Genomic DNA, 19,800 nt, shown 5'->3' with positions numbered 1-19,800 from the left:
TTGCCGGCGATTGGGCCTAAAGGGTCTGCACCAAACCCGGGGTGGGGCACCTGCAACAGGTACTCGATCAACGCCTCCACCGGCAACGGCCGACTGACCAGGAAGCCCTGCACCTGGTCGCAACCGAACGCCCGCAGCAGCGCCAGTTGCTCCTCGCTCTCCACCCCTTCTGCCACCACCTCCAGGTTGAGGTTGTGCGCCAGGTTGATCATCGCGTGGACCAGCTTGGCGTTCTCTTCGCGTTGCTCCATGCCGCCGACGAAGCTGCGATCGACCTTCAACAAGGTGATCGGCAAGCTGTTCAGGTGCACGAACGATGAAAAGCCGGTGCCGAAGTCATCCAGCGAGAAGCGCACACCCAGCCGCCCGAGGGCATCCATGGTCTGGCGGACCAACTCGTTGCGGCGCATGACCGCCGTTTCGGTCAGCTCGAACTCCAGCCAGCGCGCATCGACCCCGTGCTCGACTATCAGCCGGCTCAGGGTTGCCAGCAACTGACTGTCCTGGAACTGGCGAAAGCTCAGGTTCACCGCCATGTGCAGCGGCGCCAGGCCGCGTTCGCGCAGGGCCTGCATGTCACTCAGGGCCCGCGAGATCACCCAGTAACCCAGTGGCACGATCAACCCGCTCTGCTCGGCCAGCGGCACGAACTCACTGGGCGCCAGCAGGCCGCGCTCGGGATGGTTCCAGCGCACCAGCGCCTCGAGCCCGACGATACGCCCGTCGGCAAGGTTCAGCCGCGGCTGGTAGTGCAGTTCCAGCTCGTCGCGGCGCAGGGCGCGGCGCAACTCGCTTTCCAGGTCGGCGAGGCTGCGGGCGTTGCGATTGATACGCTCATTGAATACGTGGAAGGTGCAGCCCTGGCTGCCCTTGGCCTGGCGCATGGCGATATGGGCGTGCCACATCAGCGGGTCGGCGCCCGCCTGGGCGCGGGCATGGGCGATCCCCAGGCTGCAGCCGAGCAGCAGGCTCTCGCCGTCGACCCAGTAGGGCTCGGTGAGCGCCTCGGTGATGCGCTCGGCCATCCACTCGGCGCGGTTGGGGTCACGCCGGGTGTCGATCAACAACGCGAACTCGTCGCTGCCCAGGCGCGCCAGTTGGTCGCTCGCCTCCAGCTGGTGCTTCAAGCGGGCGACCACCTGCAGGATCAGACGATCGCCGCCCTGGTGACCGAGGGCGTCGTTGACATGGCGGAAGTTGTCCAAGTCGAGATGACCTAGGGCCAGGCCGCGGCCTTCGTTCTCGGCCAGCCGCGCGGTCAGCAGGGCCTGGAAGCCCTGGCGGTTGGCGATGCCGGTCAGTGGGTCCTGCTCGGCCAGGCGCTGCAGGGTGGCCACCAATACACCGCGCTCACGCACGTGACGCAGGGAGCGACGCAGCGTGTCGGTAGTCAGTTGCGCCAGCACCAGCCAGTCGCTGGCGCCCAGCGGCGCGCTGGCCGGTTCCTGCTCGAGCAGCAGGATCGTCGGCAGCTCGCAACGCCCCGGCGTGGGCTGCAGCTCGGGCGTGGCCAGCACCACGGCCTGACGGTCGTTGGCGAACAGGCTGTCCACCGCCGCCCAGTTCGGCGCGGTCAGCAGCACGACGCTGCCACCCATAGGTTGCAAGCACTCGCGCAGGTGCACGGCCCACTCCGGCTCATCAGCCAACAGCAGCAAACGCAGGGGTTCGACAGGCGTGGACAAGCGGGCTCCTTAGATGTGGGCGGTGGAACGGCGAGCGCGGGCAATCCTACCCGATTAATTGGAAATGATTTTCACTTTTAGTCATTGCCCGTCCCTGGCCACCATCCCGACGCAATCTGACGTGCATCCTGCGCGAAAGTAGCAGATGCGGCAAATCCGATTCGCGCCCTGCATCACAACGTCAGACGGTCGCGCATTAACCACCCCATGCCTGCTAGAATGCGCGGCTATTTTCTGGTTACCCCCGGTTTCTAGCATGTCCCGACTCAATCCCCGGCAACAGGAAGCCCGCGACTACGTCGGCGGCCCTCTTTTGGTGCTCGCCGGTGCAGGCTCCGGCAAGACCAGCGTGATCACGCGCAAGATTGCCCACCTCATCCAGAACTGCGGCATCCGTGCCCAGTACATCGTCGCCATGACCTTCACCAACAAGGCCGCGCGCGAGATGAAGGAGCGAGTCGCCACCCTGCTGCGTCCGGGGGAAGGCCGGGGCCTGACCGTGTGTACCTTCCACAACCTGGGCCTGAACATCATCCGCAAGGAGCATGACCGCCTGGGCTACAAGCCGGGGTTCTCGATCTTCGACGAGTCCGACATCAAGGCGCTGCTGTCGGACATCATGCAGAAGGAATACTCCGGCGACGACGGCATCGACGAGATCAAGAACATGATCGGTGCCTGGAAGAATGACCTGATCCTGCCGCCCGAGGCCCTGGAAAAGGCGCGCAACCCGCGCGAGCAGACCGCGGCCATCGTCTACACCCACTACCAGCGCACGCTCAAGGCGTTCAACGCGGTGGACTTCGACGACCTGATCCTGCAGCCGGTCAAGCTGTTCCAGGAACACCCCGACGTGCTCGAACGCTGGCAGAACCGCGTGCGCTACCTGCTGGTGGACGAGTACCAGGACACCAACGCCAGCCAGTACCTGCTGGTGAAGATGCTGATCGGCATGCGCAACCAGTTCACCGTGGTCGGCGACGACGACCAGTCGATCTACGCCTGGCGTGGCGCGCGCCCGGAAAACCTGATGCTGCTCAAGGAGGACTACCCCTCCCTGAAGATCGTCATGCTCGAGCAGAACTACCGCTCCACCAGCCGCATCCTGCGCTGTGCCAACGTGCTGATCGCCAACAACCCGCATGCCTTCGAAAAGCAGCTGTGGAGCGAGATGGGCGTGGGCGATGAGATCCGCGTGATCCGCTGCAAGAACGAGGAGGCCGAGGCCGAGCGCGTGGCCATGGAAATCCTCACCCTGCACCTGCGCACCAACCGCCCGTACAGCGACTTCGCCATCCTCTACCGCGGCAACTACCAGGCCAAACTCATCGAATTGAAGCTGCAGCACCACCAGGTGCCGTACCGCCTGTCCGGCGGCAACAGCTTCTTCGGCCGCCAGGAGGTCAAGGACCTGATGGCCTACCTGCGCCTGCTGGTGAACCCCGACGACGACAATGCCTACCTGCGCGTCATCAACGTGCCGCGCCGCGAGATCGGCTCGACCACGCTGGAAAAGCTCGGCAACTATTCCACCGAGCGCGGCATCTCGATGTACGCCGCCAGCGAGGAGATGGGCCTGGGCGAGCACCTCGACGCTCGCTACACCGAGCGCCTGCAGCGCTTCAAGCACTGGCTCGACGGGGTACGCCACAAAGTCGCCCTGGACGACCCGATCGCCGCGCTGCACGAGATGATTCGCGACATCGACTACGAGAACTGGATCCGCCAGCAGACCGCCAGCGACAAGGCCGCCGAGTTCCGCATCAGCAACGTCTGGTTCCTGGTCGAAGCGCTGAAGAACACCCTCGAAAAGGACGAAGAGGGTGAGATGACCATCGAGGATGCCATCGGCAAGCTGGTGCTGCGCGACATGCTCGAGCGCCAGCAGGAAGAGGAAGAGAACGCCGAAGGTGTGCAGATGATGACCCTGCACGCCTCCAAGGGCCTGGAATTCCCTTACGTGTTCATCATGGGCATGGAGGAGGAGATCCTCCCCCACCGCTCGAGCATCGAGGCCGACACCATCGAGGAAGAACGCCGCCTGGCCTACGTGGGCATCACCCGCGCGCGCCAGACCCTGGCCTTCACCTTCGCCGCCAAGCGCAAGCAGTACGGCGAAATCATCGACTGCACACCGAGCCGGTTCCTGGATGAACTGCCGCCGGACGACCTGGCCTGGGAAGGTCTGGACGATGCTCCCGTGGAAGTGAAGGCCGCGCGCGGCAACAACGCCCTGGCCGATATCCGGGCAATGCTCAAACGCTGATCAACCATTACTCTTAAACTTTGCCGCTATTTGCGGCCACCTTTGCTACATCGAGGAAAAAAAAGTGGAAGCACTGCATCAGAAGATTCGCGAAGAAGGCATCGTGCTTTCCGACCAGGTACTCAAAGTCGACGCGTTTCTCAACCACCAGATCGACCCGGCGCTGATGCAGCTGATCGGTGACGAGTTCGCCCGCCTGTTTGCCGACTCCGGCGTGACCAAGATCGTCACCATCGAAGCGTCGGGCATTGCCCCAGCGGTGATGACCGGCCTGAAGCTCGGCGTGCCGGTGATCTTCGCCCGCAAGCACCAGTCGCTGACCCTGACCGAGAACCTGCTGACTGCCTCGGTGTACTCCTTCACGAAGCAGACCGAGAACACCGTGGCCATCTCGCCGCGCCACCTCAACAGCAGCGACCGCGTGCTGGTAATCGACGACTTCCTGGCCAACGGCAAGGCGTCCCAAGCGCTGATCTCGATCATCAAGCAAGCCGGCGCCACCGTGGCCGGCCTGGGCATCGTCATCGAGAAGTCGTTCCAGGGCGGCCGCGCCGAGCTGGACAGCCAGGGCTACCGCGTCGAGTCGCTGGCCCGGGTGAAGTCGCTGGAAGGTGGCGTGGTCACCTTCATCGAGTAAGCCTGTACCGGCCTCATCGCCGGCAAGCCGGCCCCCACAGGTACCGCACAAGGTCAAAGCCCTGCGGTACTCCTGTGGGAGCTGGCTTGCCGGCGATTGGGCTGCAAAGCAGCCCCGGCAATCTTTCAGGTCGCCGCCAAGCCCGCCAGCAGCAGCCGCTGGTACAACTCCTCCTTCAGCCCCTGTGGCTCCCCCAGCCCCATGCGCGCCAACTGCGCTGCATAGGCCTCGGGCGCCGGCGCATCCAGCGCCGCCTTGCCCAGTTCCAGCACCTCGCTCAGCTTGAACTTGCTCTTGAGCCAATTCAGCGCCCGCAACAAGTCACGCTCCTCGGCTGTGAAATCGCTGCCCAGCGGATACTCCGGGAACAATCGCGCATGCCGCGCGCGGGTTGCCTCCAGGCGCTCGGGAGTGTTGTCGGCATAGCGCGCATCCAGCACGAAATCCTTCGCCAGCTTGCCCGCCGCCTTGGCTCGCTCCATCAGCTCGCGCTGAAAACGAGAGTCACTGATCGCCAGCAGCCGCGCAATCACCTCGCTGTCGGTCTGCCCACGCAGGTCGGCGATGCCGTATTCGGTGATCACGATGTCTCGCAAGTGCCGGGGTATGGTGCAGTGACCGTAGGTCCAGTAAAGGTTGGAGTTCACCTCGCCACCGGCCTCGCGCCAGCTACGCAGCAACAGGATCGAGCGACCGCCCTCCAGCGCATGGCCCTGGGCCACGAAGTTGTACTGCCCGCCCACGCCGCTGAGCACCCGACCATCTTCGAGCTGGTCGGCGACACCGGCACCCAGCAAGGTCATGCCGAATACCGTATTGATGAAGCGCGCATCCCGGCGCTGACGGCGCTTGCGCTCTTCCTGGCCGTACAGCTCGTTGATGTAGCTGATGGCGGTCATGGCGAAGCGTGCGCGCTGCTCCAGCGGCATCTCGCGCAGGCGCTGGTAGAACGCCCGTGGGCCAAGGAAGAAGCCGCCATGAATCAGCACGCCGTGCTCATCGGCCGGGCGGCGCACCACCCCGGCTTCAGCCAGGGCAAGCAACCCGTTGACGAACATTTCGCTGCAGCCATACAGCCCTTGGGCGAAAGTATCCAGCCCTCCTTCCCGCTCGATCAGTGCCTGCCATGGGCCGATATCCAGCTCATCGAGCAGCGCACGATAGCCTTCGTTGTCGCCCTGGCGCGCCAACAGCGCCGCCGCCACCGCATCGCCCATGGCACCGATGCCGATCTGCAGGGTGCCGCCGTCGCGCACCAGAGTGCTGGCATGCAGGCCGATGCAATGGTCCTGGGTGTTCACCGGCATGTTTGGCGTGGAGAACAACCGGCGTCGCTCGGGCTGATCGATCAGCAGGTCGAACTGTTCCAGGCCCAGCTCGGAGTCCCCGGGCATGTATGGCAGTTGGTCATGGACCTGACCAAGCAGCAGGATGGTCTCGCCCTCAGCGCGGCGTCGGGCGATCATCGGCAGCAGGTCGAGGGTGATGTCGGGGTTGCAGGCCAGGCTCAGGTGATCGGGCCGCTCGGGCGTGCAAGCCACCAGTTGTGCGATCAGGTTCAAACCCTTGGCGTTGATGTCGCGGGCGGCGTGGCTGTAGTTGCTGCTGACGTACGCCTGCTGGGCCGTGTCGCTGTGCAGCAGGCTGCCGGGCTGCATGAAGAACTGCTCGACGCGGATGTTCGGCGGGAGCCGGTCGGCACGCAGGTCGGCCAGATAGGTGAGCTCTTCGTAGTCGGCGAATACACGCTCGACGAAGGGCTCGAGGAAACGACGCTGCAGACCGTCGCCCAGCGCGGGCCGGCCCAGGGACAGGGCGGTGTAGATCGTCAGCCGGCGCTCGGGAAGATCGCGAACCCGCGCGTACAGCGCGTTGACGAAGGCGTTGGGTTTGCCCAGGCCGAGCGGCAGGCCCATGTGAATATGGCTGGGCAGTCGGGCCAGGGCCTGTTCGACAGCCTGGTCGATGGAGCAGCGATACATCTGGGCCTCCTGAGTCATCCGTGGGTTCAGGGGTTGGACACAAGTCACAGCGGGTTGGTTGCCTGTCCCGCCCCCGCAATAGGGCTACCGGCCCAAAAACAAAAGCCCGCCATCAGAGGCGGGCTTTATACAAGTCAGGTCCGGCTCACAGCCCGGACATCTTCTTGATCGCACCCTTCAGGTCATCATCCGAGCAATCGGCGCAGGTGCCCTTCGGTGGCATGGCGTTGATCCCGGTGATGGCCTTGGCCAGGATGCCATCAAGGCCGCCCTGGTGGTCGGCACGCTCTTTCCACGCGGCGGTGTCACCAATCTTCGGCGCATTCAGCAGGCCGGTGCCATGGCAGGCATTGCAATGCTTGGCGATGATCTCGTCCGGCGTCTTGGCACCGCCGCCACCGGCACTGGCGGCCACTTCCATGCCCTTGCATTCCTGGCCCTGGACGCACACCTGGCCGACCGGCTCGAGACGCTTGGCGATGTCGTCGTTGGTTGCAGCGGTTGCGCTCATTGCCCAAAGGGCGAATACGGCTGCTGGTACGGCCAGCATCTTCTTGATTTGGTTCACGCGAACACCCTCATGGTGGCTAATCACGCCCGCGGCCACGGAATTGCGAGCGTTGAAAAGTATAGCGGGAACCTGGAAGGCGTGAAACGACCACACTCAGGGAAAGGGTATTGACCCATCAATGCACTGCGCTGGATCAAAAGTTCGACGGGGTGGCCGCGCTGATCAGCCGGGCCGGCTCCTCGAACGGGTTGCGGAAGCGGTGCGGGCGGGTGCTTTCGAAGTAGTAGCTGTCGCCGGCCTCGAGGATGAAGATCTCGGTGCCGACCACCAGTTCCAGGCGGCCTTCGAGAAGAATGCCGGTCTCTTCGCCATCATGGGTGAGCATTTCCGCCCCCGTGTCGGCGCCCGGCGGGTAGACCTCGGTCAGAAACGCGATGGCGCGATTGGGGTGCGACTTGCCGACCAATTTCATGGTCACCGCGCCATCGGAGATGTCGATCAGCTCGTGCGCCTTGTAGACGATCTGGGTTGGGCTTTCGGGCGCGAGTTCCACCGAGAAGAACTCGACCATGGACATGGGGATACCGCTGAGCACTTTGCGCAGGGAGCTGATCGACGGGCTCACGCTGTTCTTCTCGATCATCGAGATGGTGCTGTTGGTCACCCCCGCGCGCTTGGCGAGTTCGCGCTGGGACAGGCCCTTGAGCTTGCGGATGGCTTGCAGTCGTTCACCGACGTCCAAAGCTTGCGCCTCCAGAAACGGTCGAGGTTGGGGGAGTGTGAACGATATGATGGCAATGCCGTTCAGTATTTACAACACACAGCCCCGCAGCCTGTCCGCTTCAGCGCCTTATTCGCCGATATAGTCCAGCGGCACGCGCTTGAGATTGCAGAAGATCTGGTACGGAATGGTCCCGGCCTGCATGGCCACGTCGCTGGCCAGCACTTGCTTGCCCCACAACTCGACCGGGCTGCCGATAGTGGCCTCGGGCACGTCTGTGAGGTCGACGCAGAGCATGTCCATCGACACGCGGCCAATCAGCTGGGTGCGCTTGCCGGCCACCACCACTGGCGTGCCAGTAGGTGCCTGGCGCGGGTAGCCGTCGGCATAACCCATGGCGACCACGCCGACCCGCGTCGGCCGAGGGCTGACGAACTTGGCGCCATAGCCCACAGGCTCGCCGGCGGGCAGCTCGCGCACGCTGATGATGCGTGATTGCAGGGTCATCACTGGCTGCAGACGAGCAGCCTCGGCCTGCTCCACTTCGAACGGCGTGGCGCCGTAGAGCATGATGCCCGGGCGCACCCAGTCGCTCTTGATGCTCGGCCAGCCCAGCACGGCCGGCGAGTTGCGCAGGCTGCACTCGGCGGCCAGCCCCTGGCGGGCGGCCTCGAACACGGCGACCTGCTGTGCGGTAGCGGCGGCGTCGAGCTCGTCGGCGCGGGCGAAGTGGCTCATCAGTACGATGCGCGAGACCTTGCCGCTGGCCAGCAGGCGCTGGTAGGCGTCGGCGTAGTCCTTGGGGTGCACGCCGACACGGTGCATGCCGGTGTCCATCTTCAACCAGACGGTCAGCGGCTTGTGCACCGAGGTCTTCTCGATCGCTTCCAACTGCCATGGCGAATGCACCACGCACCACAGATCATGTTCGGCGATCAGCGCCAGCTCGCTGGCCTCGAAGAAACCTTCGAGCAATAGTACCGGTGCCTTGATGCCCGCCGCGCGCAGCTCCAGGGCCTCCTCGATGCAGGCTACGGCAAAACCGTCGGCCTCGGTTTCGAGCGCCAGTGCGCAACGCACCGCGCCATGGCCATAGGCATCGGCCTTGACCACGGCCAGGGCCTTGGCGCCGGTCAGCTCACGGGCCAGGCGGTAGTTGTGTCGAAGGGCTTGGAGGTCGATCAGGGCACGGGCGGGACGCATGGCGGCAGCCTTCTGGCAGTTCTGGTTATCGATAAAGCCCCGGCGCGGCAAGTGGGGGTAGGTACCCACCGCGCCGGGGTGAGGGAACAGGTCAATCGTTTTCACTTCACATCGCGAGGCAAGCTCGCTCCCACCGCAACGCTACAGTGTTCGTGGGAGCGACGGTGCGCCGATGCGACTTGCCTCGCGATGAAGCGGGCAGCCCTTACTGGTGCGCAGGTGCCGGCTGGCCGTGCTTGGCGATCTCGCGGCTGTTGCCATAACGCGAGATGTCCAGGCCTTCGGCACTGATCTGCGGCTTCTTGCGCGCAATCAGGTCGGCCAGCAGGCGACCGGAACCGCAGGCCATGGTCCAGCCCAGGGTGCCGTGACCGGTGTTGAGGAACAGGTTACGGAACTTGGTCGCCCCGACGATCGGGGTGCCATCCGGAGTGGCCGGGCGCAGGCCGGTCCAGAAGCTCGCCTGGCTCAGGTCGCCGCCGCGAGGATAAAGGTCGTTGACGATCATCTCCAGCGTTTCGCGTCGACGAGGGTTCAGCGAAAGGTCAAAACCGGCGATCTCGGCCATGCCGCCGACACGGATGCGGTTGTCGAAACGGGTGATGGCGACCTTGTAGGTCTCGTCCAGGATGGTCGAAGTCGGCGCCATGTCACCATTGGTGATCGGCACGGTCAGCGAGTAGCCCTTGAGCGGGTAGACCGGTGCCTTGATGCCCAGCGGCTTGAGCAGCTGCGGAGAGTAGCTGCCCAGCGCCAGCACGTAGCGGTCGGCGGTTTCCAGCTTGCCGTCGATCCAGACGCCGTTGATGCGGTCACCGGCGAAGTCCAGGCGCTGGATGTCCTGGCCGAAGCGGAACTCGACACCCAGCTTGATGGCCATCTCGGCGAGCTTGGTGGTGAACATCTGGCAGTCGCCAGTCTGGTCGTTGGGCAGGCGCAGGGCGCCAGCGAGGATACCCTTCACGCTCTCCAGGGCCGGTTCGACCCGGGCAATGCCGTCACGGTCGAGCAGCTCGTACGGTACACCGGACTGCTCCAGCACTGCGATGTCCTTGGCCGCGGCGTCCAGCTGCGCCTGGGTGCGGAACAGCTGGGTGGTTCCCAGGCTGCGGCTTTCGTAGGCGATGCCGGTTTCGGCGCGCAGCTCGTCGAGGCAATCGCGGCTGTACTCGGACAGGCGCACCATGCGCTCCTTGTTCACCGCATAACGGCTGGCGGTGCAGTTGCGCAGCATCTGGGCCATCCACAGGTACTGGTCGACGTCGCCGGTCAGCTTGATGGCCAGGGGCGCGTGGCGTTCCAGCAGCCACTTGATGGCTTTCAGCGGCACGCCCGGTGCGGCCCAGGGCGAGGCATAGCCGGGCGAGATCTGGCCTGCGTTGGCGAAGCTGGTTTCCATGGCCACCGCCGGCTGGCGATCGACCACCGTCACCTCGAAACCTTGCCGGGCCAGATAGTAGGCACTGGCGGTACCGATCACTCCGCTACCAAGTACCAGAACTCGCATTGTTGTATCCCTCGCACGCGGCTTGCCGCAGTCTTTTGTTGAAATGGCATGGATGCGCGCAGTATAAGAATCTCCGACCAGTGCTATTCACTATATAAGCAGCTATATTTGGCGAGAATTCTCGGCAAAATGGCCTTTCACGGAGGGGCATCCCCTATGAGAACCCAGCACCAGAGCAAGCGTGAACTGGACAAGATCGACCGCAACATCCTGCGGATCCTGCAGAATGACGGGCGTATCTCCTTCACCGAACTGGGCGAGAAGGTCGGGCTGTCCACCACCCCCTGCACCGAACGGGTGCGGCGCCTGGAACGCGAGGGGATCATCATGGGCTACAACGCCCGGCTCAACCCGCAGCACCTGAAGGGCAGCTTGCTGGTGTTCGTCGAGATCAGCCTGGACTACAAGTCCGGCGACACCTTCGAGGAGTTCCGCCGCGCCGTGCTCAAGCTGCCCCATGTACTGGAATGCCACCTGGTATCCGGGGATTTCGACTACCTGGTGAAGGCGCGAATCTCGGAGATGGCGTCGTATCGCAAGCTGCTCGGCGACATCCTGCTCAAGCTGCCCCATGTGCGCGAGTCGAAGAGCTACATCGTGATGGAAGAAGTGAAAGAGAGCCTGTGCCTGCCGATTCCGGACTGAAGCCTTACACCAGCACCTGGCGGGTACTGGCGATATAGGTGTGAACCAGCTGCTCGGCCGCCGGGTCGATCGGCTGCTCCGGGCCCCGCCCCCTGGGGCAGGCCAGCCGCGGCGTGGTGCCGAACAGGCGGCAGATCATCGGGCGCTCTTCATATACGGTGCAGCCGTTCGGGCCCAGGTGCACACAGTCCAGGCGCTCCAGCGCGGCTTCCTGCTCGGCCTGGGTCTTGCGCGGCAGGCGGGCCATTTCCTCGGCCGAGGTGGTGACCGGGCCGCAGCAGTCATGGCAGCCGGGCTCGCACTCGAACGAGGGGATGAGCTCGCGCAGGAAATGGATCTTGTGGCGGTTGCAGGACATAAACGGCGCATCTGGGACATGAGTGCTGGATTATAAGGCAATCGCAGGAATCATCGTGGGAGCGGCGGTGCGCCGATGCGACTTGCCCCGCGATTGGCCGGTTGCCTATCCTCGCCTTTTCGCCTTGCACCCAGGAAACGACACATGGTCCACAGCGCGCAACACGCCGCCTCCTACTACGCCGCCAGCAGCGCGCCACACCCCGACTACCCGTTCCTGCAAGGCGAGCACAGCGCCGACGTATGCATTGTCGGCGGTGGCTACTCGGGCCTGAACACCGCCATCGAATTGGCCGAACGCGGCTTGTCGGTGATCCTCCTGGAAGCACGCAAGCTCGGCTGGGGCGCCAGCGGCCGCAACGGTGGCCAGCTCATCCGGGGCGTCGGCCACGGCCTGGAGCAGTTTCTCCCGGTGATCGGTGAAGAAGGCCTACGCAGCATGAAGCTGATGGGCCTGGAAGCCGTGGAAATCGTACGCGAGCGCGTCGAGCGCCATGGCATCGACTGCGACCTGACCTGGGGCTACTGCGACCCTGGCCAACAAGCCCGCCGAACTGGAAGGCTTCGCCGAGGACGCCGAGGAACTGCGCAGCCTGGGCTATCGTCACGAACTGCGCCTGGTGCAGCCCGGCGACATGCACTCGGTAGTAGGTTCTGATCGCTATGTCGGCGGCCTGATCGACATGGGTTCGGGTCACCTGCATCCACTCAACCTAGCGCTGGGCGAAGCCGCCGTGGCCAGGCGCCTGGGTGTCGGCTTGTACGAGCAGTCGGAAGTGACCCGCATCGACTACGGCCCGGAAGTGAAGGTGCATACCGCCCAAGGCAGAGTGCGCGCCAAGACGCTGGTGCTGTGCTGCAACGCCTACCACAACGACCTCAACCGCGAACTGGGCGGCAAGGTGCTGCCCGCCGGCAGCTACATCATCGCCACCGAGCCCTTGGGTGAGGAACGCGCCCGCCAGTTGCTGCCGCAGAACATGGCGGTATGCGACCAGCGCGTGGCGCTGGATTACTATCGCCTCTCTGCCGACAAACGCCTGCTGTTCGGCGGCGCCTGCCACTATTCCGGGCGCGACCCGCAGGACATCGCCGCCTACATGCGCCCGAAAATGCTCAAGGTGTTCCCGCAACTGGCCGATGTGCGCATTGATTACCAATGGGGCGGCATGATCGGCATCGGTGCCAACCGCCTGCCGCAGATCGGCCGCTTGGCCAGCCAGCCCAACGTCTACTACGCCCAGGCTTATTCGGGCCACGGGCTCAACGCCACCCACCTCGCCGGACGCCTGCTCGGCGAGGCCATCAGTGGCCAGCAGAGCGGGCGCTTCGATCTGTTCGCCAAGGTCCCGCATACCACCTTCCCCGGCGGCAAACTGCTGCGTTCGCCGCTGCTGGCACTGGGGATGCTCTGGTATCGACTCAAAGAGCTGGTCTAGTCACGCCAGAAGGGCTTGCTCGCCTCATGCCGAGCCTGCTCCCAGCTGATGCCAATATCGCGCAGTTGGTAATCCTCCAGCTGCAACAGGGCCCTGCGGGTGCGCCAGCGATGCAGCATCAGGCTCCAACGACCCATGCCTTGAGGCGCGCTGAAGACCCGGGGACGCTGCTCCGACTCCAGTTCGCTGGCCAACAGTTGCAAGCGCACATCGCTCATGCCACCCATCACCACGTCCTCCGTTCAGTACCTGACGTGGAGACAGCATGCGGGTACACCCCATGCCAATACAGATCCAAAATCGACTTATTATTCCCATACAGAATTGGCGCAACTAGGGCTGCATGCGGTATTTTTTGCCTATCTGTACCGGTCCTTGGTCATCAGCTGAGCAGGAGTATGCAGTGACCCTCTATTTCAACCTCGCCGAACTGCTCGGTTCACGCATCGAGCAGGGCCTGTATCGCCCCGGCCAGCGCCTGCCGTCAGTGCGCGCCCTGAGCGTGGAGCACGGCGTCAGCCTGAGCACCGTGCAGCAGGCTTACCGCCTTCTAGAGGACAACGGCCTGGTCTCGCCGCGCCCCAAGTCCGGCTACTTCGTCGCCGAGGACCGCCAGCTACCAGCCCTGCCAGCCATCAGCCGCCCAGCCCAGCGTCCTGTGGATATCTCCCAGTGGGAGCAAGTGCTGGAGCTGGTGCGCGCCACCCCGCGCCCGGACGTGATCCAGCTCGGCCGTGGCATGCCCGACGTCGACAGTCCCACGCTCAAGCCACTGTTGCGCAGCCTGGCGCAGATCAGCCGGCGCATGGACATGCCCGGCCTGTACTATGACAACATCCACGGCAACGCCCTGCTGCGCGAGCAGATCGCCCGGCTGATGCTCGACTCCGGCTGCCGCCTGGGCCCGGCCGACCTGGTGGTGACCACCGGCTGCCACGAGGCGCTGTCGTGCAGTATTCGCGCGGTATGCGAACCCGGTGACATCGTCGCGGTCGATTCACCCAGCTTCCACGGCGCCATGCAGACGCTCAAAGGCCTGGGCATGAAGGCCCTGGAAATCCCCACCGACCCCATCACCGGCATCAGCCTGGAAGCCCTCGAACTGGCCCTCGAACAATGGCCGATCAAGCTCATTCAGATCACCCCCAACTGCAACAACCCCATGGGCTACATCATGCCCGAGACGCGCAAGAAGGCGCTGCTCACCCTGGCCCAGCGCTACGACGTGGCGATCCTCGAGGACGACGTGTATGGCGACCTGGCCTACACCTACCCGCGCCCGCGCACCATCAAGTCGTTCGACGACGATGGCCGCGTGCTGCTCTGCAGCTCGTTTTCCAAGACCCTGGCGCCAGGCCTGCGGATTGGCTGGGTTGCTCCGGGGCGCTACCTGGAACGGGTGCTGCACATGAAGTACATCAGCACCGGCAGTACCGCTTGCCAGCCGCAACTGGCGATCGCCGACTTCATCGCCGAAGGTCACTACCAGCCGCACCTGCGGCGCATGCGCAGCCAGTACCAGCGCGGCCGCGACCAGATGTGCGACTGGGTGACCCGCTTCTTCCCGACAGGCACCCGGGCCAGCCGCCCACAAGGTGGCTTCATGCTGTGGGTTGAGCTGCCGGAAAGTTTCGATACGCTGCGCCTGAACCGCGCTTTACTGGAGCAAGGCGTGCAGATCGCGGTGGGCAGCATATTCTCGGCCTCGGGCAAGTACCGTAACTGCCTGCGCATGAACTTCGCCGCCCGGCCTACGGAGCAGATCGAAGCCGCCGTGCGCAAAGTCGGTGAAACCGCCCTTCGTCTACTGGATGCCGAACACCCTGGCGGGTAACTTTGCGCCGCCTGCCACGGTCCAACTTCATAAGCCCTTGCCGCACAGGACGATCCACCCTTGAGACTCCAGCATGCCCTGCCCCTGCTGCTGGTGCTGCTGCTCGGCCTGTCGGGCTGCGCCAGTGTCGGTACACCACGTGAAGTCAGCCAGGCGCTACCGGCGGCCGACTCGGCCTTCGGCCGCTCGGTGCAGCGCCAGGCCGCGCCCTACGAGGGACGCTCGGGCTTTCGCCTGCTGCCCAACAGCAACGAGGCATTCCGCGCCCGCGCGGAGCTGATCCGCAACGCCCAGGCAAGCATCGACCTGCAGTACTACATCGTCCACGATGGTCTCAGCACCCGCGCCCTGGTCCATGAACTGCTGCGTGCCGCCGACCGCGGCGTACGGGTACGCATCCTGCTCGACGACACCACTAGCGATGGTCTCGACAACCTCATGGGCACCCTCGCCGCCCATCCGAACATTCACATCCGAGTGTTCAACCCGCTGCACCTGGGACGCAGTACCGGGGCGACCCGGGCCGTCGGCCGGCTGTTCAACCTGTCACGCCAGCATCGGCGCATGCACAACAAGCTGTTCCTGGTGGACAACAGCATGGCCATCGTCGGCGGCCGCAACCTGGGCGACGAGTACTTCGACGCCGAACCCAACCTCAACTTCACCGACATCGACCTGCTGGGCGTGGGGCCTGTGGCCGAACAACTCGGACACAGCTTCGACCAGTACTGGAACAGCGCCTTGAGCCTTCCGATCGGCGACTTCCTCTGGCGCCAGCCCGACGCCGACGACCTGTTCAGCAGCCGTCAGCGCCTGGAGGTGTCCCTGGCCGAAGCACGGACCAAGCGCAAGGCCCTGTACGACCGCTTGATGGCCTATCAGTCGCAGCCGCGCCTGGATGTGTGGCGCAATGAGCTGATCTGGGCCCACAGCCAGGCTTTGTGGGACGCGCCGAGCAAAGTCCTGGCAGAGGGCGAACCGGATCCGCAACTGCTGATGACCCAGCAACTGGCCCCCGACCTGAACCGCGTGCACAAGGAATTGATCCTGGTGTCCGCCTACTTCGTACCCGGCGAGCCTGGCCTGCTGTACCTGACCAGTCGCGCCGACGCCGGCACCTCGGTCAAGCTCCTGACCAACTCGCTGGAAGCGACCGACGTGCCAGCGGTCCATGGCGGCTATGCGCCTTATCGCCGGGCCTTGCTGGAGCATGGCGTGCAGCTGTACGAGTTGCGCCGCCAGCCCGGCGATCCACGACCACGGCTGGGTTTCCACGGCAGCTCCGATTCGAGCCTGCACAGCAAGGCGATGGTGTTCGACCGACGCAAGACCTTCATCGGCTCGTTCAACTTCGACCCGCGTTCCGTGCTGTGGAACACCGAGGTGGGCGTGATGGTGGACAGCCCTGAGCTGGCCGAGTACACCCGCGAACTGGCGCTACAAGGCATGGCTCCAGCGCTGAGTTACCAGGTGAAGCTGGTGGACGGGAGGATGGTCTGGGCGACCGAGGACAACGGCCAGCGGCACCTGTTGGTGACCGAGCCCGGGGGGATATGGCGACGCTTCAATGCCTGGATCAGCAAGGCGGTCGGGTTGGAGAAGATGTTGTAGAACGCATCGCGGGCAAGCCCGCGATTGCAATCGGTCAGGCAGACGCCGGCTCAAAGGCATCCCGCCGCCGCGTCAGCAGCACCAACCCCGCCGCGCCCACTGCCATCAGCAACGGCAGCGCATGCCCGCTGATCCACTGGCTTCCCGCCCCGGCCAGCAAAGGTCCGAGCAGGCAACCGATACCCCACAGCTGCGCCACATGGGCATTGGCCCGCACCAGTTCGTCATCCCGGTAGCGCTCGCCGATCAGCACCAGCGATAAGGTGAACAACCCACCCGCACTGGCACCGAACAGCACCCACAGCGGCCAGATCACCGGTGTATGCAACAGCAGCGGAATCGCCAGGCTGGACACCATCAAGGTCAGTGCACAACCGCTGAACAACGTGCGCCGCGACATGCGGTCGGCCAAGGCGCCAATCGGCAATTGCAACACCGCATCACCCACCACCACGGTGCTGACCATGAACAACGCCACCTCCGTGGTGAACCCTTGCTGCAGGCAGTACACCGGCAGCAACGTCAGGATCATCGCCTCGAATGCCGCGAACAGCGCGATAGCCCAGGCGATCACCGGCAGACGCCGACAGAAGCCGAACAGGTCGGCGAAGGTAACGCTGCACGCCTCGGTGGTCGGTGCACCGCCGCGCCCCAGCAGGATCAGCGGCGCGACCAGCAATAACCCGGTCGCGGCCCAGAAACCGAAATCGTCGTCCGAACCCAGAAAACCCAGCACCAGCGGCCCGGCCAACTGGCTCAGCGCATAGCTGCTGCCATACAGCGCCACCAACCGGCCACGCCACTGTTCGACCACCAACTGGTTGATCCAGCTCTCACCAAGGATGAACACCACCGTCAGCGACATACCGATCATCAAACGCAGCACCAGCCACAGGGCATAGCTGGGCAGCACCGCCACCAGGCCGATCGACAGCGCCCCCCCCCACAGGCACAGGCGCATGGCCATGGGCACGCCGACCCAGCCGGCAAGGCGGCTGGCCAGGCTGGCACCGACCAATACTCCGAGGGCCGGCATCGCCGCCATCACACCGATGGCGAACCCACCGTAGCCCCAGCCCTCCAGGCGCAGGGAGACCAGCGGCATGCTCACGCCGAGCGCAAGCCCGACACTGAGCACCGACGCCAGGACGGCAAAGTAGGTTCCCCAACGCATCACAGCCTCCTTTCAGCGCAAATCGTGTATGACAGAGACGACAAAGCCGGGACGGCGTGAACCGGCCCGGCTGTCTGCGGCTCATCGCGGGGCAAGCCCGCTCCCACGAGTACCGCGATGAGACGTTACTGAATCACAGCTTGATCCAGGTCGCCTTCAGCTCGGTGTACTTCTCCAGCGCGTGCAGCGACTTGTCACGGCCGTTGCCCGACTGCTTGAAGCCACCGAACGGCGCGGTCATGTCGCCACCGTCGTACTGGTTGACCCAGACACTGCCGGCGCGCACGGCGCGAGCAGTCTTGTGTGCCTTGGAGATGTCCGAGGTCCAGATGCCTGCCGCCAGGCCATATGGCGTGTCGTTGGCGATGGCCACGGCCTCTTCGGCGGTATCGAAGGTGATCACCGACAGTACCGGGCCGAAGATCTCTTCCTTGGCGATCTTCATGGCGTTGGTCACGCCGTCGAAGATGGTCGGCTCGACGTAGGTGCCGCCGCTCTCCTCGAGGGTACGCTTGCCACCGGCCAGCAGCTTGGCGCCATCCTGATGGCCGGCCTCGATGTAGGACAGCACGGTGTTCATCTGCTGGGTGTCGACCAGCGCGCCGACGGTGGTCGCCGGGTCCAGCGGGTTGCCCGGTTTCCAGGCCTTGAGGGCCTCGACCACCATGGGCAGGAACTTGTCCTTGATCGAGCGCTCGACCAACAGGCGGGAACCTGCGGTGCAGACTTCGCCCTGATTGAAGGCAATGGCGCTGGCGGCAGCCTCGGCGGCGGCCTGCAGGTCAGGGGCGTCGGCGAAGACGATGTTCGGGCTCTTGCCACCGGCTTCCAGCCAGACACGCTTCATGTTCGACTCACCGGCATAGACCATCAGCTGCTTGGCGATCTTGGTCGAGCCGGTGAACACCAGGGTGTCGACGTCCATGTGCAGGGCCAGGGCCTTGCCCACGGTGTGGCCGTAGCCTGGCAGCACGTTCAGCACGCCAGCCGGAATACCGGCCTCGATGGCCAGCTGGGCGATGCGGATCGCGGTCAGCGGCGACTTTTCGGACGGTTTGAGCACGATGGAGTTACCGGTGGCCAAGGCAGGGCCCAGCTTCCAGCATGCCATCAGCAAAGGGAAGTTCCACGGTACGATGGCACCGACCACACCCACTGGCTCGCGGGTCACCAGGCCGAGCTGGTCGTGCGGGGTCGGCGCGACTTCGTCGTAGACTTTGTCGATGGCTTCGGCGGTCCAGTGGATGGCGTTGGCCGCCCCCGGGATATCGATGGTGGAGGAGTCACCGATCGGCTTGCCCATGTCGAGGGTTTCGAGCAGGGCCAGTTCCTCGACGTTCTTGCGCAGCAAGTCGGCGAAGCGGATCAGCTTGGCCTTGCGCTTGGCGGGGGCCAGGCGCGACCAGGCGCCGGATTCGAACACGGCGCGGGCGTTGTCGACAGCGCGGTTGGCGTCGGCCAGGTCGCAGCTGGCGACCTTGGCCAGGAAGCGTCCGTCCACCGGGCTCAGGCAGTCGAAGGTTTCACCGGATGCGGCATCGGTGTATTCGCCGTTGATGAAGGCGCGACCTTCGATCTTCAGTTGCTGGGCACGCTGTTCCCAGTCCGCACGAGTCAGGGTGGTCATAGGAAACTCCTCTCTTGTTAAGGTGCAACGCCGCACTGAGGACTCACGGGCGCTGTCAGAAATTCTGGCCGGGTGACGACGCACACGGGCACCTGCCACCCTAAACCAGGGCGGGGAAACTATCAATATATTTGACACCAACGGCTCAAATGCCTACTGATGTTCATTTTATTAAACAACAACAGGGTAACCAACATGAGTATCACCAGCATCGTCGACTTTGCCCAGGTTCTGACCGAAGCCGAACGCTACCGCCCGGCGGCGGAGAAAATCCTCAAGGGCGAGCCTGACCAGGCTGTCTACAACCACTACGCCAGCCCGTGCGGGCAATTCGCCGCGGGCGTCTGGGAGGGCGAGGTGGGCCAGTGGACGGTGAACTACACCGAGCACGAGTACTGCGAGATCGTCCAGGGTGTGTCGGTGCTGCGCGACCAGGACGGTGGCGCCAAGACCTTGCGTGCCGGCGATCGCTTTGTGATCCCCGCAGGCTTCAAGGGCACCTGGGAAGTGCTGGAGCCGTGCCGCAAGATCTATGTGATGTTCGAGCAGAAATGAACCGATCGCGGGACCCGGCTTTGTGCAGGCCCCGCGATGACTTTGC

At 64.4% G+C, this 19,800-nt stretch carries 17 protein-coding genes and 1 pseudogene; 8 read left to right on the top strand and 10 right to left on the bottom strand.

Annotated features, from left to right (window positions below):
- Positions 1–44: 44 nt before the first annotated feature.
- Positions 45–1,685: pseudogene (locus ACZ9C1_RS19420) on the bottom strand (putative bifunctional diguanylate cyclase/phosphodiesterase); the annotation flags it as partial.
- A 256-nt stretch (positions 1,686–1,941) separates the two neighbouring features.
- Between ACZ9C1_RS19420 and rep the strand changes: the two are divergent.
- Both rep and xpt read left to right on the top strand, forming a co-directional pair.
- Positions 1,942–3,951, top strand: coding sequence for a DNA helicase Rep (rep, locus tag ACZ9C1_RS19415; protein WP_277502441.1), 2,010 nt, complete (start codon positions 1,942–1,944; stop codon positions 3,949–3,951).
- Positions 3,952–4,015: 64 nt separating this feature from the next.
- Positions 4,016–4,588 carry a xanthine phosphoribosyltransferase gene (gene xpt / locus ACZ9C1_RS19410; protein WP_028689919.1) on the top strand — a complete coding sequence of 191 codons (573 nt, stop codon included), beginning with the start codon at positions 4,016–4,018 and terminating at the stop codon, positions 4,586–4,588.
- A gap of 125 nt (positions 4,589–4,713) precedes the next feature.
- On the opposite strand, the gene ACZ9C1_RS19405 is transcribed toward xpt, so the two are convergent.
- The 5 genes from ACZ9C1_RS19405 to dadA form a co-directional block, all read right to left on the bottom strand.
- Positions 4,714–6,570 carry an acetyl-CoA hydrolase/transferase C-terminal domain-containing protein gene (locus tag ACZ9C1_RS19405; protein ID WP_476254291.1) on the bottom strand — a complete coding sequence of 619 codons (1,857 nt, stop codon included), beginning with the start codon at positions 6,568–6,570 and terminating at the stop codon, positions 4,714–4,716.
- 145 nt (positions 6,571–6,715) lie between these two features.
- Positions 6,716–7,120 carry a c-type cytochrome gene (locus ACZ9C1_RS19400; protein ID WP_038707641.1) on the bottom strand — a complete coding sequence of 135 codons (405 nt, stop codon included), beginning with the start codon at positions 7,118–7,120 and terminating at the stop codon, positions 6,716–6,718.
- A gap of 154 nt (positions 7,121–7,274) precedes the next feature.
- Positions 7,275–7,823: a cupin domain-containing protein gene (locus ACZ9C1_RS19395; protein ID WP_023629132.1), complete on the bottom strand. Its 549-nt coding sequence runs from the start codon at positions 7,821–7,823 to the stop codon at positions 7,275–7,277.
- Positions 7,824–7,931: 108 nt separating this feature from the next.
- Positions 7,932–9,005 (bottom strand): alanine racemase, encoded by a 1,074-nt coding sequence (gene alr / locus ACZ9C1_RS19390; protein WP_110696753.1) that lies wholly within the window; start codon positions 9,003–9,005, stop codon positions 7,932–7,934.
- A gap of 205 nt (positions 9,006–9,210) precedes the next feature.
- The gene (gene dadA, locus ACZ9C1_RS19385) at positions 9,211–10,512 is read right to left on the bottom strand and encodes a D-amino acid dehydrogenase (protein ID WP_139674893.1); all 1,302 of its coding nucleotides are present in this window, start codon (positions 10,510–10,512) and stop codon (positions 9,211–9,213) included.
- A gap of 156 nt (positions 10,513–10,668) precedes the next feature.
- Here dadA and dadR point away from each other — a divergent pair, with 156 nt between their 5' ends.
- Positions 10,669–11,157 carry a transcriptional regulator DadR gene (gene dadR, locus ACZ9C1_RS19380; protein WP_003258963.1) on the top strand — a complete coding sequence of 163 codons (489 nt, stop codon included), beginning with the start codon at positions 10,669–10,671 and terminating at the stop codon, positions 11,155–11,157.
- 4 nt (positions 11,158–11,161) lie between these two features.
- Here the strand turns inward: dadR and ACZ9C1_RS19375 are convergent, their stop codons facing one another.
- Complete coding sequence (locus ACZ9C1_RS19375) at positions 11,162–11,515, bottom strand: YkgJ family cysteine cluster protein (RefSeq protein ID WP_110696757.1); 354 nt, start codon at positions 11,513–11,515, stop codon at positions 11,162–11,164.
- Between the two features lie 144 nt (positions 11,516–11,659).
- Here ACZ9C1_RS19375 and ACZ9C1_RS19370 point away from each other — a divergent pair, with 144 nt between their 5' ends.
- Together ACZ9C1_RS19370 and ACZ9C1_RS19365 are read left to right on the top strand one after the other, a co-directional pair.
- Positions 11,660–12,172 carry an NAD(P)/FAD-dependent oxidoreductase gene (locus tag ACZ9C1_RS19370; protein WP_476254290.1) on the top strand — a complete coding sequence of 171 codons (513 nt, stop codon included), beginning with the start codon at positions 11,660–11,662 and terminating at the stop codon, positions 12,170–12,172.
- Positions 12,150–12,953: an NAD(P)/FAD-dependent oxidoreductase gene (locus tag ACZ9C1_RS19365; protein ID WP_476254289.1), complete on the top strand. Its 804-nt coding sequence runs from the start codon at positions 12,150–12,152 to the stop codon at positions 12,951–12,953. Before ACZ9C1_RS19370 ends, ACZ9C1_RS19365 begins: the two co-directional genes overlap by 23 nt.
- Here the strand turns inward: ACZ9C1_RS19365 and ACZ9C1_RS19360 are convergent.
- Positions 12,950–13,180: a DUF1127 domain-containing protein gene (locus tag ACZ9C1_RS19360; RefSeq protein ID WP_046857575.1), complete on the bottom strand. Its 231-nt coding sequence runs from the start codon at positions 13,178–13,180 to the stop codon at positions 12,950–12,952. The two genes, ACZ9C1_RS19365 and ACZ9C1_RS19360, sit on opposite strands and share 4 nt — an antisense overlap.
- A gap of 176 nt (positions 13,181–13,356) precedes the next feature.
- Between ACZ9C1_RS19360 and ACZ9C1_RS19355 the strand changes: the two genes are divergently transcribed.
- Entirely contained in the window at positions 13,357–14,787 is a 1,431-nt protein-coding gene (locus ACZ9C1_RS19355) for an aminotransferase-like domain-containing protein (protein WP_430944518.1), read from the top strand.
- A gap of 60 nt (positions 14,788–14,847) precedes the next feature.
- Positions 14,848–16,398 (top strand): phospholipase D family protein, encoded by a 1,551-nt coding sequence (locus ACZ9C1_RS19350; protein WP_476254288.1) that lies wholly within the window; start codon positions 14,848–14,850, stop codon positions 16,396–16,398.
- Positions 16,399–16,432: 34 nt separating this feature from the next.
- Here ACZ9C1_RS19350 and ACZ9C1_RS19345 read toward each other — a convergent pair whose 3' ends face one another.
- Together ACZ9C1_RS19345 and ACZ9C1_RS19340 are read right to left on the bottom strand one after the other, a co-directional pair.
- Entirely contained in the window at positions 16,433–17,572 is a 1,140-nt protein-coding gene (locus ACZ9C1_RS19345) for an MFS transporter (protein ID WP_102684797.1), read from the bottom strand.
- A gap of 133 nt (positions 17,573–17,705) precedes the next feature.
- Entirely contained in the window at positions 17,706–19,199 is a 1,494-nt protein-coding gene (locus tag ACZ9C1_RS19340; protein WP_102684798.1) for an aldehyde dehydrogenase, read from the bottom strand.
- A 195-nt stretch (positions 19,200–19,394) separates the two neighbouring features.
- Here ACZ9C1_RS19340 and ACZ9C1_RS19335 point away from each other — a divergent pair, with 195 nt between their 5' ends.
- Positions 19,395–19,754, top strand: a complete 360-nt coding sequence (locus ACZ9C1_RS19335; RefSeq protein WP_046857580.1) for a cupin domain-containing protein — start codon at positions 19,395–19,397, stop codon at positions 19,752–19,754.
- The last annotated feature ends 46 nt before the right edge of the window (positions 19,755–19,800 follow it).

Source organism: Pseudomonas sp. TE21435, from assembly GCF_056279265.1.
This window is presented reverse-complemented; position numbering and strand designations above follow the sequence as displayed.